This is a genomic window from Gluconobacter vitians (assembly GCF_015244565.1).
GTDB classification, from domain to species: Bacteria; Pseudomonadota; Alphaproteobacteria; order Acetobacterales; family Acetobacteraceae; genus Gluconobacter; species Gluconobacter vitians.
In genome coordinates this window covers 1-13,094 of the sequence record NZ_JABCQG010000034.1, presented here as the reverse complement: position 1 = coordinate 13,094, position 13,094 = coordinate 1, and the positions used below count along the sequence as shown (strand labels likewise).

The following is a 13,094-nucleotide window of genomic DNA, read 5'->3' as shown; positions in this document are numbered from 1 at the left end:
CTGTCCGATGGATGCCTTTGGAATGCTGGAGTCGTCGACGCATAGAGTCGACCCATAAGTGCGCGCAGAGACGCTTAGCGTATATCTGTGCCCGTTCTATGTCCTGACCCCATCCTGCCTGACGAAGGCGCGCCAGGACGGCGGGATGAACCGGGTCGGGCACGTTTCCGGCAAGCGACGTTTACCGGTGCGGTAGAGATCGCCAATGAGCTGCACCGCCTCCAGCAACCCCTGCATGGCATGACCACCCCGAAACTGGAACGCGTTGAGGAATGGCCCGATAGCCGGACGAATGGACCGGTGCCGATCAATGAGTTCAGCCGTGCGGTCGACCGTTTCCGGCGCCGTCAAGGTTTCAGCCTTGCCAATTGCTTCGTCCAGACGCGGCCAATCGATCGCCGTGATGGCCGACAGCGAATCAATGCCTCGGGCGCGCGCCTCGATCAGGTGACGGCACGAGGCCATCAGCAGGCGCAGTTGCGCCTGCAGTGATCGCACCGTGACGATCGCCTTGTCGCGCGTGCGGTTTTCGGCGCGACGCATCATGCTGCCGAGCAGCTTATCCATCATCGTCAGCGCGGCATCAGTCAGTATCTCTTCGAACCGGATCCCACCCGCCACCAGAATGGCATGGCGTCGACCGACGGGAAGCTCGGCCAGATGCTGGGGGGTGATCCGGGCGGCCTCGTCACTCAGGCGGTCGAACGCCATGCGCGGGATGGTCGCGGCGCGCGAGGCGTCCAGCTTCAACGCCCTCACATGATCAAGGCGTTCCAGCAGACGCAGCACATTGCGCGATGCCGGTGACAGAGGCGGATTGCGCAGCCACGACAGCCAGGAGGCACTGCGGTCGCTGCGGCGCTCCAGTATTCCGTCCAGGCGAGAGCGGGTATCGGGCGTCAGGTCGGCTGACAGCACATCCTGCACAAGCTGATCTGCCTGTTGTCGTGCGCGGCGCACCAGCGCCTCGATCACCGTCACCGACGGCAGGAGGATCTTTCGGCGGCGCATCTCGTCGATCAAGATCACGGCCAGACGGGATGGCTGCGTCACGTTCTGCGCGATCGGCATCGCGAAGAGGGTGAGATCCTGAAACGCCACCCGGTCGAAGGCACGGTAGCTGTGACGCCGCATGAGAGCGGCCAGATGCGACCGGCGCGTTTCGTCACGACGCGCATAGTGCTGCCAGATACCGGGTGACAGATCGAGCTGCCGTGCCACGAACGCCAAAATCGGAGCAGGTGGTGCTTCGTGTTCCTCCAGAACGCGTCCCGGCCAGCGCATGTAGAGCATGACCATCGCAAAGCCCAACCGGGATGTATCACCACGACGGGTTACGATCAGGTCGAGGTCGTCGGGGCCCAGCGTGAAGTGTCGCGTGATCTCGCGCTCATCGACGGAAGGATCAAGATGTCGCGCAAGCGCTTCGCGGGTCAGCAGGCGACGGCGCGCCATGTTCGTCTCTCTCCCTGATGTGTCCGCAAGAGGATCGTTGAACGGACCCGCTCTGGCCGACCAGATGACCCATGGAAAACGGCCAAGAACAGAGTCTCATATAGATAGTACGATATGTTTTGCGATGAAGGGTCCTTATACGTTACAATATTTCCCATGACGCACGTCCTGATTGGCTACGCCCGCTGCTCGACCGACAAGCAGGACCTCGCCGTGCAGCGTGAGACCCTGCTCAACCTCGGGATCGCCGCTGAACGGATCTATACTGACAAGGGATTCACCGGAACGACCCGGACCCGCCCTGGCCTGGATCAGGCTCTGGCAGCTGTGCGACGCGGTGACACCCTCGTCGTGGCTCTGTTGCACAATTCGGTCTATTGGCGTGACGAGGCCGCTATAGAGTTTTCCATTACGCGACCGCGTGTGTGAGAGGGATTCCGAGCGCTGTGAAGCGATTGAGGATAGCCACACGGATGTGAACTTCGGTGATCTGGCGGTCGAAATCGCGTGCTGTCAGACGCTGGCCCAGCAGCTTGATGCAGTGCATCTTTGTCTCGACGCGGCTTCGCCGATGGTAACCACTCCACCGTCTCCAGATAGCCCGCCCGAGATGCCCGCACGTCCGCAGGGCTTCATTGCGGGCGATGGCTCCTGGTGATGTGGGACACCATGGTGTTGCGTTTTTTCGAGGCGGTATGACAGCCTGTGCGCCACGGTTGGCGATGGTTTCGTGGCATTTTCTTGTATCATACGCGCCATCAGCAGTGACGCAGGCGATGTCCTCTTCATCGGGGATCTGTTCCAGAAGCGCCGGTAGGACTGGGGCATCACCGACATCGTTTTTCGTGATCTCAACAGCCCTGATTTCCAGTGATCCTTCATCGATCGCGATATGAAGTTTGCGCCAGATCCTGTGCTTTGACGCCCCGTGTTTGCGGGTGTGCCATTCGCCTTCTCCCTCGACCTTGATGCCGGTGCTGTCGATCAGGAGATGGAGCGGACCGCCCGAACTACGATACGGAATATCGACCGTCAGGGATTTCTGCCGACGGCTCAGCGTGCTGAAATCCGGCACGGACCACGACAGCCCAGCCAGACGAAGGAGACTTTCGACAAAGCCCGTCGTCTGTCGCAGCGCAAAGCCAAACAGGACTTTCAGCGTCAGGCAACTCTGGATCGCGGCATCGCTGTAATTCTGCCGCCGTCCTCGACGTCCCGTCGGAAGGCCCTCCCAATTCATGGATGGGTCAAACCATACCGTCAGAGAGCCGCGCTTCTTCAGCGCGGCGTTGTAGGAGGACCAGTTCGTCGTACGGTATCGCGTGGCTTTCGGCTTGCTCATCACTCCCAGCTACCAGTCTGGATTCATTCCGTGAATCCACTCCGAGCATTTACGCAACAAAGCCCCAGTAAGTCTATCGAATGAGAACCACTTCAACGCCGATTGCCTCAGCAATTTCGGTCCATGCCCGATCTGCCGTGACCGCAGGGACATCCAATTTTTTAGCTAATGCCAGACAGGCGCGGTCTCCGTGGCTGAGACCGACCCGCTTGGTTGCATCGCGCATTAATCCGGCCGTCAGAGCCAGGTTGTGATCAAGAGGCCGTACGTCTAGGCGCAGAGCTGCGATCAGTTCGGATATTCCTTCGGCCGGGACGCCTTTATCAACAGCCTTAGAAACGATTTCCTGCAGATTAATGGCGGAGATGGCTGCATCTCTCAGCCAGCGCCGAGCTTCTTCAGCTCCGGTTTCTTCGTTCAGGTCCGCAAAGACAGCGGACGTGTCGATGACGCAAATCGGCATCAGCGCTGCACCTTATTGTCATGGTTATCCAACGTATTTTCTGCGCGTCGTTCAGCAATGACTTCATCGGCAATCGAAGAGCCGGCTGGCACATATTTTCGGAATAGTGCTCTGGCCCGATCAAGCGAGGCATCGGGCGTCATCAAGCGAACCTCCCCGTCCACGATCTCTGCCATGACCTGGCCGCCCTTTTCGACGCCAAGTGACTTACGCAGGCCAACCGGCAGGACAAGTCGGCCATTCGGCATAACATTGACACGAATCATGTAAATGATCCCTCGCTCATTGAGGTTGCGACCTTAATTAAGGTCATATTCCTAACATAGGTCATTTTATGTGATGGTGCCATAAGTTCTTCCTGTCCGAAAACGATCGTTTTCGGACAGGGGCGAAGCGATCTGTCCGTAAATTACCTTTACAGTATTTCGAACATAGTCCATATTTCGGACATCCTATTCGGACGAAATGATCCCCATGCCACGCACCTTTGCCTATGTTCGCGTCTCTACAGTCGGTCAGACGACCGAAAACCAGATTCAGGAAATTGAAGCAGCCGGTTTTCGGGTTGAGCCGCGTCGCGTCGTTACCGAAACTATTTCCGGGAGTACCTCCATCGCGCAACGGCGTGGCTTTGCTCGCCTCATGGATCGACTGGAAGCTGGAGATGTTCTGATCGTGACCAAGCTTGATCGTCTTGGTCGCGATGCAATGGATGTCAGCACCACGGTTAAAATGCTGGGAGCCATGGGAGTGAAGGTTTACTGCCTCGCTCTTGGTGGTGCTGATCTGACCAGTTCTTCCGGCACAATGACGATGCAGGTTCTGAATGCTGTCGCACAGTTTGAGCGGGATCTGCTGATCGAGCGCACGCAGTCTGGTCTCAGGCGGGCAAAGTCAGAAGGGAAGACCCTGGGGCGGCCTTCCGTACTGTCAGAAGGTGAGAAGCAAAGCGTCCTCAACGACCTGGCGGAGGGTATGAGCGTATCTGCACTGGCCAGAAAATTTTCTACAAGTCGCCAGACTATTATGCGGGTTCGAAGTGAAAGCTTTTCCCCCGGCTCCGTCTAGCGGTAGGTCTGCTTACGCCTCAACTGTGACATTCGGCAAGATGCGGCCTATGTCCGGTTTGGGCCGATTTGAGACTATCAGCTTTTATGCAAAAATGGTCGAAAGCTGATATTTATTATTTACACTTGTGCCACGCAGCTGCATCTGGACCTACAGTATATATGCAGCTAGAATATCGTTGAAGGGTGATAGTTTTCCACCAAGGAATCCGTGAGGCATAGTCAAGCCATGAAAATACTATGATGCTTGATAAATTTTCTACCACAAGAATTGAGAAGTGCCCATGAGCCTAAAAGCTGATCTTATTTTAGCCAAAACCGAAGAAGACGTTAAGGACGCCTATATCAAGGCTATTGGACTTAAAGCTTATAATAAGACGCTTGTTGATATTCGTACCAAGGAGATCTGGTTTGAAGCCAAGGGCTCCCCAGCGGCTCCGGTATTGATGTTTGCGCAACTTCTTTTTTATGTGCGTGCCGCGCGCAAACTGGGAGAGCAACTGCCACCCTTTCTCTGCGTGATCGATACCGAGAAGGCCGCGATCATGGAGACTAGCCTCGCGCTACCCATTCTTGAAGACAAGTCGATAAAGTGGCCGAAGTCCGGATCGAAGGTCGACAAGAGTTTGGCTATTCGGATCGCACCGTTTATTGAAGCTCATTTCGTCGTTTACCAACTCGATACGTTTGAACAAGATTTTGTCAAGGCAGTCAGGTCCGCGATTAGCGCTGGCAAAATAATCCGAACCTCAATTACGCCTGACAATCTGCGACAGGTCTTTGACAAGTGGGTGGAGATGGTCGGCAACGAACTGACTGGCGCCGCCCCGCCAGACTACGCGCTACTCTTCTTCGCCGACATCATGCATGACGGCAAGAAGGCGGCGGTGAAAGACCTACCAGCTAAGCTTCTCCACGACGATCATAAGCCAGTCTTTTTGTTGAATGGAGTGCTGTACGAGCTCAACAGTATCCATGGTTATCGCAACTTCTGGGCAATCTACCACCGACCGCCGCAAGAGGAGTATCGACGATACCTCTTGGAGAGGCGAGACACGCTATTGCCTCTTGATGAGCGGGAATTCAAAGGCGCTTATTATACTCCCCTTGACGTCGTGGACAAAGCCTACGACGAACTCACTTCGGTCCTTGGAAAGAACTGGCAGCAGCGCTATTTAGTCTGGGACATGTGCTGTGGTGTCGGCAACCTCGAAACGAAGCACTCAAATCCTCGCAACGTTTTCATGAGTACTATCGATCAGGCTGATATCGACGTCATGCTAGCTTCCCGCACGTGCGTTGGTGCAAGTATCTTCCAATATGACTATCTCAATGATGACGTCAATGAGTTTGGTCTTTTAGATTACACGATGACTGGCAAGCTGCCTTCAGCGCTTCAAACTGCGATCGCAGAGGCAAATTCCAAGATGCGTGGTGCGAAAAAAATTCTTGTTTTGATCAACCCACCTTATGCCGAGGCGACAAGCTCGGATAATGCCGCGAGTAAAGGCATTGACCGGAGTAAAACAGGCGTAGCTCGGTCTAAGTTTGCTGCGTCGGCCATGGACGATTACGGCAAGGCGAGTAATGAACTCTTCACTCAATTTCTTGCTCGAATACACAAAGAAATACCAAATGCAACGGTGGCAATTTTTAGTAAACTTAAATACGTAAATTCTCAGGCTTTTGAGGAATTCCGCACTATCTGGAAAGCTAAATATCTCGGAGGCTTTGTTGTTCATAGCAAGGCATTCGACGATCTTAAAGGTAACTTTCCGATCGGGTTTTTGATTTGGGACACTTCTCGACCAGAGCCTATCGACGAGATTGTTACGGATGTGCTTGACCGCAACGCAAATCTTATAGGTGACAAAATCTTCGCCAATGTTGAGAATGACTTGCTTCTTTCGACTTGGCCGACACGTCCAAAAGCTAACAAAACGCCTGCTTTGCCATTAAAGGGCGCCGTTGAACCGGCGACTACGACGGCAGATCTTCGAGGCACTCGCTGGTCCGACGGTGCCATTGGCTGGTTCAATTGTGCTGGTAACGACCTGCAACAGGCAAGTCGCCTCACGATGATTCTTTCGTCTGGATTTGCGAGCGGCCGAGGATTTTTTATTAATAAAGAAAATCTTTGGCAAGTAGGTGTCATGTTTGCTGCAAGGCGGCTGATCAAACCAACTTGGCTTAATGACCGAGACCAATTTTTACAGCCGAACCAAGAATTACCGAATAATTTCAAGTTGGACTGCCTTATCTGGACTTTGTTCAACGGTGCCAATTACACGGCCGCGGTTGAGAAGCTGCGTTGGAACAACCAAAATTGGTCTCTGGTCAATCATTTTTTACCCTTTACGGAAACGCAAGTAGGAGCCAAAACGGCGTTTAAGTCCAACTTCATGACGACGTACTTAGCGAAGACGAAACTCTCTGCTGAAGCTAAAGACGTGATGGAGGAAGGTAGGAAGCTATTTCACCATTATCATCAACAAAAATTTGGACGAACTATCATCGATGAATTCAAGCTTGGTCGACCGGATGTTGGTTGGTGGCAGGTACGCCGCGCGCTCAAAGCAAACCAAATCAACATTATGACTTACTTCGATCCTTGGGAAAAGGCCTACGCAAATCTCACGGAGAAGCTCAGTCCACAGTTAATCCAATTTGGTTTTTTACGGGGATAGAGCTTCCATGACGCCATTGTTCATATTTTGATCACTGTGAAATTATGGACAATCTCTGATTCTGTACTGCGCGGTGAGGATCGGAGGGCAAGGTTATTGGAGCTCGAGGGCTCCGCTTTGCGCTACGTCGTTGCTCTTCGAAAGCAAATCACATGTCCGCTTATGGGAACGTTCAGGGCGAGCTAAAACGACCGACATGTCCGTGAAGCTGACATTCGGTCCCTCTGCCCCCAGTGGCAGCTTTCCCCCCCAAGTCAGCCGCGAGCCTCAGAATAGTTACAGACCTGCGTGAGTTGGAATGTCTTTCGCAGAGAGGGCCAGAGAGGTGGTCCCCATTTTTCGGACAGGGCGATAAGCTATTATCTGGCCTGAACGAGGACGGGTTTTATGGGCAAGGTTACGCGCAAGAGGTATGCGGCAGAGTTCAAGTCGCGGGTTGCGCTTGAGGCGATGCGGGGCGAGCAGACGCTGTCGGAGTTGGCGTCGAAGCACGGCGTGCACCAGACGATGATTGCCCAGTGGAAGCGCCAGGCAGTCGAGGGCATGGCGGGCATCTTCTCCGGCAAGGCGGCACCGGAGGCGGCGGCCAGCCCGGCCGACGTGGAGAAACTTCACGCAAAGATTGGCCAATTGCTGGTGGAACGGGATTTTTTGCGGGATGCCTCTGTGCGGTTGGGCATGCTCAGAGGCGGCAAATGATCGACCTGAAGCGGCCTCGGCTTTCCGTGGTGCGGCAATGCGCGCTGCTGCAACTCAACCGGTCGTCCGTGTATTACCGGCCGGTGCCGGAGAGTGAGGGCAATCTTGAACGGATGCGGCTGATCGACGCGCAGTTTCTTGAGACACCCTATTACGGGTCGCGGCAGATGACCCGGCATCTCAGGCGGCTCGGCCATGATGTCGGGCGCAAGCGTGTCCGTCGGCTGATGGCGACGATGGGGCTGCGGGCGATCTATCAGAAGCCGCACACGACGATACCGCATCCTGGGCATCGCAAATATCCGTATTTGCTGCGGGATCTGGTGATCGATCGCCCCAATCAGGTGTGGTGCTCGGACATCACCTATATCCCGATGCAAAAGGGTTTTCTGTATCTCGTGGCGATCATGGACTGGTCGACGCGCAAGGTTCTGTCCTGGCGGCTGTCGAACACGATGGATGCCGAGTTCTGCATCGAGGCGCTACAGGAGGCCCTGATCCGCTACGGCGCACCGGAGATCTTCAACACGGATCAGGGGTCACAATTCACGACGTCCCGGTTCACGGACGTGCTGCAAGCGCGCCAGATCCGCATCAGCATGGACGGGTGCGGCCGATGGCTCGACAACGTATTCATCGAGCGCCTGTGGCGATCCCTGAAATACGAATGCGTCTACCTGCACGCGTTCGAGACCGGTTCGGAACTGCGGGCCGGGCTCACTGCATGGATCGCGCATTACAACGGGCAGCGTCCGCATACGGCACTGGCTGGACGCACGCCCGATGAGGCGTATCATGACGTGCCGACGCCCTCTGGTCCGGGGTTAACCCCGGACCAGAGGGCCAACAGCAGCGCCGTCAGAATGGCGGCATAACAACAACCGGGTATAGCTTATTCAAACCCAAAAACTGTCCGAACGGACGGGTCCACCTCTATCCGCCACTGGCTCATAGCTTTCATTAAATCGTGAGATTTAAGTTTTTCGTCGAAATTTAAAATGTATATGTCATGATTGGCTCAGCGACTTAACTGATGGAGGCGCATAGTTTTGAATTTGAACCGCAACGCCATATCCCATGTGCCTGATACCGTTTACACGCCACGCTACGATCCGGCGCTACTGCGGCCCGGTATCGTACACCTGGGATGTGGTAATTTTCATCGCGGACACCAGGTTGTAGCAACACAGGCGGCGATAGATGCCGAGGGCAGGGATGGACTGAGATGGGGTATCGTCTCGGCGACGATGCGGCGCCCGGATTTGGCGACGGTACTTCAGTCTCAGGATAATTTATATACGCTGCTGACGCGCGAGCCCGCCAATACGGTCGCGTCTGTGATGGCCGCGATTACCGAGGCCGTATATGCAGGTGATGATAATGCCAATCTCGCAGCACGTATCGCTGACCCGGCGACGGCTATTGTCACACTTACTGTCACCGCAAGCGGATATTACCTGAGTGCCGATGGAAGACTCGATCCTACGTTCGAGGCTATTCAGGCTGATCTTACGGCGATAACGCCTCGCACCGCCCCGGGGATCATTGCCGCTGGGTTGGCACAGGTCAGGCAGCGCGGCGGTGTCCCCCCGGTTATTCTGTGCTGTGATAATGTGAATAGTAACGGTGACACGCTGCGTCAGGCCGTGATTGATCTGGCTGCCCTGAAAGGGGATGACCTTCTGGCGGCATGGATCGAAACGAATGTGCAGTTTCCGGATACGATGGTTGATCGTATAGTGCCGACCGCGACGCCTGACGACATTGCGGATGCCTGCAGACTTTTGGGTGGCATTGAAGACCGGGCCCCAATTTCGGCTGAACCCTGGTTCCAATGGGTGATTGGTGAATTTGATGGGCCGCGCCCGAGATGGGTTGCGCATCCGGGGACAAAATTTGTTTCTGATGTCGGGGTTTTTGAGCGGGCAAAGCTGCAGATGCTGAATGGCACGCACATGCTGCTGGCTTATGTTGGTGCTCTGGCTAACCTCAATACGGTCTCTGAAGCGGCTAGTGACGACGCGCTTGGACGTATTGCAGCGCGTTTCATGCGCAACGAGCAGACGGCTGACGTATCGCTTGATACTGATGAACTTGACCGCTACACCGTTGATCTTATGCAACGTTTCCGCAATCCTGGTATCGTCCATGAAGTGACAAGGATTGGACGGAATGGGTCAGCCAAGATGGCGAGCCGAATTGTCCAGCCGATGCGCTCCAATATCGAAACTGGGCGCCCGGTTGATGGTGCTGTCTTGCTTATTGCGAGCTGGATTCGCTGGTTTGCGCTTCATGAGCAGGATGAATTCGATATCGCCCTGACAGATCCAAGGGCGGAGACTCTTCGCGGGCTGTGTGCCGATGCTCGTGACGATCATAAAGCACAGGCTGAGGCATTTTTGGCTATGGAAGAAGTATTTGGGGCTCCTTTGCCCGACCATGGCAAGCAGGTGGAGGCCATTGCCTCCATGTTGCGCCGCCTGACGGAAGAGAGTGTGCCAGAGTTACTTCGAACAATCGCTCACTAAAATTACACGCTGTAGACTTTACATAACCAAAATCCAGGGGGGGGCTTTATTGAGTGCACCCCGCCTGGATCGTCAGGCTTGTCCAGTTATGGCGTGTTTGAGATATGCTTCCACAATCGAAAGGTCCTGAACGATCGCCAGGGCCTTTCCACGGATTTCATCTGTCGCTTCGAGAAGATCGGGTACGACAATGACGCGGATCCCTGCAGCATGCGCGGCACGGGCGCCAGAGTGGGAATCTTCCAGTGCTAGTGCATGGGCAGGATTAACCCCAATTTTTTTAGCCGCTGTCAGATATGGTTCCGGATCAGGCTTTCCTTTTGAAACATCATCACGTGTCACGATGGCATTGAAGCGGTGAAACAGATTAACCAGTTTTAGATGGTGGTCAGTGCGAACTCGACTGGAAGAGGTGGCAATGGCGCGGGGAATTTTGTAAGTGTCCAGTAAATCAAGAAGGGGCAGGACGCCCTTTTTTAGAGCTAATTTTCCTGTATCTACGAAATTACGAAGATGAACTTCCTGAAGTTCAAAAAAACGCTCAAGCGGGAAGTCTTGACCATAGGTTTTTCGTACCATGGTACGGCAACCGTCGGCTGGTACACCGATCATTGTTCGGCAAAATGACATTGGAATGTCATAGTTCAGATCACGTGCAGCAAATACCAGAGCTTCCATCGCAAGAGATTCACTATCGAGCAACAAGCCATCCATGTCGAAGACGACCCCGTGGACGGGTTCCTGTTTGTGCTTCAGAAGATGTGCGGGAAACACGGTATCTGTCATGAGTATGTCCTCGTGCAGTTGATCCTGAAGTAAGAACTATATGTCATCGTGTCGAGAAATGCACGCTTTTGGCGTTCACACGATCGCTATGTCCATCGCTGTGTGGGTGAACGTGGAGGGATTGAAAAATCCTTCTTGCGCAACTTTGGTCCATAACAATATCAACCATTTATGGTTATAGATCGACACAAAAAGAGGGTATTTCGAGCCCTCCATGTCTCCATCGACCGGAAATACCGGTTCATCCGGTCGCTCAAAAGCCAACGAGGACTTCATGGAGGAGCATGGCTTTGTCTCGAAGGTTCACAGGAAAAAGCCGCACCTTAAACCCATGCCCCGCCATATCCAGCGATCCAATGCCGGCAAGTCCGTGATCCGGTCGCGTGTCGAGCATGTCTTTGCCGATCAGAAATCGCAGACAGGACTGTTCGTCCGAACTGTAGGCATAACGCGAGCCACCATGAGGGTCGGGCTGGCCAATATCGTCTACAACATGCGTCGCTTTCTCTTCCTGGAGCGGATCAGCGCGAGCGCGTAGATATCCAGCGGATGGCAGCCCTCGATCTGCTCAAAACGCAGATCGAAAACCAACCCAAAAGCAGTCAATCAAATCGCCAAAAACCTGAAATTACGGGCCAAGCACATCAATCAAGGGTTCTTCGATCCCTCCAGGTTCCTCAATAACGTTTTTTTGATCCCTTGATGGCAATAAAGTCACTATTTTATTTTGGATGACTGGGACAGATATCAGATATGCGCCTGATGGTGAAGTTGATTATGTGGTCATAGTGCGAAATAAAAATTTTTTTCTTGTCCTTGGGCTGGGACAATCTTCTTTGTGGCTGGCCTTAGGGTTAGGGGTCTGTACGCCCGGGCTCGCGCAGACGCGCTCCCAAGGAGGCACGCTCGGTGGTCCTGTTCCTGCTGCCAACCCATCCACAGAAGCTTTGTTCGGCGACCTCTGGGATACACGTCGTAAGCTGGCGAAGCATGGCGTAACCGTATCGATCGACGACGAGAACGAATTTGGCGGGAATGTCGCGGGTGGCGTGACGCGCGAAGTGTCGAACGCTGGCCAGCTCGGCTGGGGGTTCGACATCGACTGGGGCACGCTCGCAGGGTGGCAGGGTTTATCGACTCATGTCTCCAACGTGACACGGTATGGTCAGAGTGCGAGCTTCGGCTTCGGGGATACGCTCGACCCCAGCCAGCAGGTCTATGGCGGCGGCGGCAACACCGCTGCCCATCTCGTTCTGGCGTTCGCCGAACAGAAACTGCAGGACGGCAAATATGACATCTCGGTCGGGCGCATGGGTTTGCTGAACAATTTTGACGCCTCGACGCTCGACTGCACCTTCATGAACAACATGATCTGCGGCGTTCCCAAGGCGCCGACGGACGTGCTGTCCAACAGCGTCTATCCCAAAGCCGTCTGGGGAGCAAACATTCGCTACACGCCATTCAAGGCGTGGACCTTCAGCACCGGAATCTACGCGAACGATCAGAGTTCGAACCGGAGCGGCTGGCATTTCACGACCGCGCAGACCGACGGTGTAGCCATTCCCTTCGAACTGGAGTTTCGACCGGATATCGGGGCGGCCCACCTGCCGGGACGCGTCAAGATCGGCGGCAGCTACGCCTCCGCGCCGATCGCCGACGTCCTCTACGACGTGCACGGGCGAGACGCGGTTTTGACCGGACAGACGGCGCGGCTGGACCACTCTTACCCCGGCGTATGGTTCGTGGCGGATCAGATGGAGGGATCGAAGAACCGTTGGTTGATGCGCTTGACTCGTGATTTCAGGCTTTTGGCGATTTGATTGACGGTTTTTGGGGTAGCTTTTGATCTGCGTTTTGAACAGATCGGGGACTGCCCTCCCGCTGGATGACTACGCGCTCACGTTCATCCGCTCCAGGAAGAGAAAACGGCGCATATTATAGACGATATTGGTCAGCCCGATCCTCATGGTGGCCCGGGTGATACCGACAGTTCGGATGAATAGACCCATTTGCGATTTCTGATCGGCAAAGACGTGCTCGACGCGGGAGCGGATCACCGACTTCCCT

9 protein-coding genes and 4 pseudogenes are annotated in these 13,094 nt (G+C 54.6%); 7 read left to right on the top strand and 6 right to left on the bottom strand.

Features of this window, described 5'->3' with window-relative positions; all coding sequences use genetic code 11:
- Nucleotides 1-105 precede the first annotated feature (105 nt).
- Nucleotides 106-1,455, bottom strand: a pseudogene (locus tag HKD24_RS14235) (DUF4158 domain-containing protein); the annotation flags it as partial.
- 156 nt (nt 1,456-1,611) lie between these two features.
- Here HKD24_RS14235 and HKD24_RS14230 point away from each other — a divergent pair.
- Nucleotides 1,612-1,818 (top strand): annotated as a pseudogene (locus HKD24_RS14230) (recombinase family protein); the annotation flags it as partial.
- A gap of 46 nt (nt 1,819-1,864) precedes the next feature.
- On the opposite strand, the gene HKD24_RS14225 reads toward HKD24_RS14230, so the two are convergent.
- From HKD24_RS14225 to HKD24_RS14215, 3 genes are all read right to left on the bottom strand, one after another.
- Nucleotides 1,865-2,797, bottom strand: coding sequence for an IS5 family transposase (locus HKD24_RS14225; RefSeq protein WP_194256267.1), 933 nt, complete (start codon nt 2,795-2,797; stop codon nt 1,865-1,867).
- A 73-nt stretch (nt 2,798-2,870) separates the two neighbouring features.
- On the bottom strand, nt 2,871-3,260 hold the full coding sequence (locus HKD24_RS14220) for a PIN domain-containing protein (protein ID WP_194256155.1): 390 nt from the start codon (nt 3,258-3,260) through the stop codon (nt 2,871-2,873).
- On the bottom strand, nt 3,260-3,526 hold the full coding sequence (locus tag HKD24_RS14215) for an AbrB/MazE/SpoVT family DNA-binding domain-containing protein (RefSeq protein ID WP_153430493.1): 267 nt from the start codon (nt 3,524-3,526) through the stop codon (nt 3,260-3,262). Before HKD24_RS14215 ends, HKD24_RS14220 begins: the two co-directional genes overlap by 1 nt.
- Before the next feature lie 208 nt (nt 3,527-3,734).
- Here HKD24_RS14215 and HKD24_RS14210 point away from each other — a divergent pair, with 208 nt between their 5' ends.
- The 4 genes from HKD24_RS14210 (at nt 3,735) to HKD24_RS14195 (ending at nt 10,241) form a co-directional block, all read left to right on the top strand.
- The gene (locus HKD24_RS14210; RefSeq protein WP_061507212.1) at nt 3,735-4,328 is read left to right on the top strand and encodes a recombinase family protein; all 594 of its coding nucleotides are present in this window, start codon (nt 3,735-3,737) and stop codon (nt 4,326-4,328) included.
- Between the two features lie 283 nt (nt 4,329-4,611).
- A complete protein-coding gene (locus HKD24_RS14205) occupies nt 4,612-7,014 on the top strand; it encodes a hypothetical protein (protein ID WP_194260853.1) in 2,403 nt (800 codons plus the stop codon).
- Between the two features lie 387 nt (nt 7,015-7,401).
- A protein-coding gene (locus HKD24_RS14200) for an IS3 family transposase (RefSeq protein WP_194260852.1) occupies nt 7,402-8,588 on the top strand; the annotation gives its coding sequence in 2 pieces (ribosomal slippage) (nt 7,402-7,672 and nt 7,672-8,588; 1,188 coding nt in all).
- 180 nt (nt 8,589-8,768) lie between these two features.
- Nucleotides 8,769-10,241 (top strand): mannitol dehydrogenase family protein, encoded by a 1,473-nt coding sequence (locus HKD24_RS14195; protein WP_228124451.1) that lies wholly within the window; start codon nt 8,769-8,771, stop codon nt 10,239-10,241.
- 72 nt (nt 10,242-10,313) lie between these two features.
- On the opposite strand, the gene HKD24_RS14190 is transcribed toward HKD24_RS14195, so the two are convergent.
- A complete protein-coding gene (locus HKD24_RS14190; protein ID WP_012813099.1) occupies nt 10,314-11,027 on the bottom strand; it encodes an HAD family hydrolase in 714 nt (237 codons plus the stop codon).
- 247 nt (nt 11,028-11,274) lie between these two features.
- Between HKD24_RS14190 and HKD24_RS14185 the strand changes: the two are divergent.
- Nucleotides 11,275-11,565 (top strand): annotated as a pseudogene (locus tag HKD24_RS14185) (IS5/IS1182 family transposase); the annotation flags it as partial.
- 409 nt (nt 11,566-11,974) lie between these two features.
- Nucleotides 11,975-12,847 carry a carbohydrate porin gene (locus HKD24_RS14180; RefSeq protein ID WP_194260850.1) on the top strand — a complete coding sequence of 291 codons (873 nt, stop codon included), beginning with the start codon at nt 11,975-11,977 and terminating at the stop codon, nt 12,845-12,847.
- A gap of 69 nt (nt 12,848-12,916) precedes the next feature.
- Here the strand turns inward: HKD24_RS14180 and HKD24_RS14175 are convergent.
- Nucleotides 12,917-13,094 (bottom strand): annotated as a pseudogene (locus tag HKD24_RS14175) (IS5/IS1182 family transposase); the annotation flags it as partial.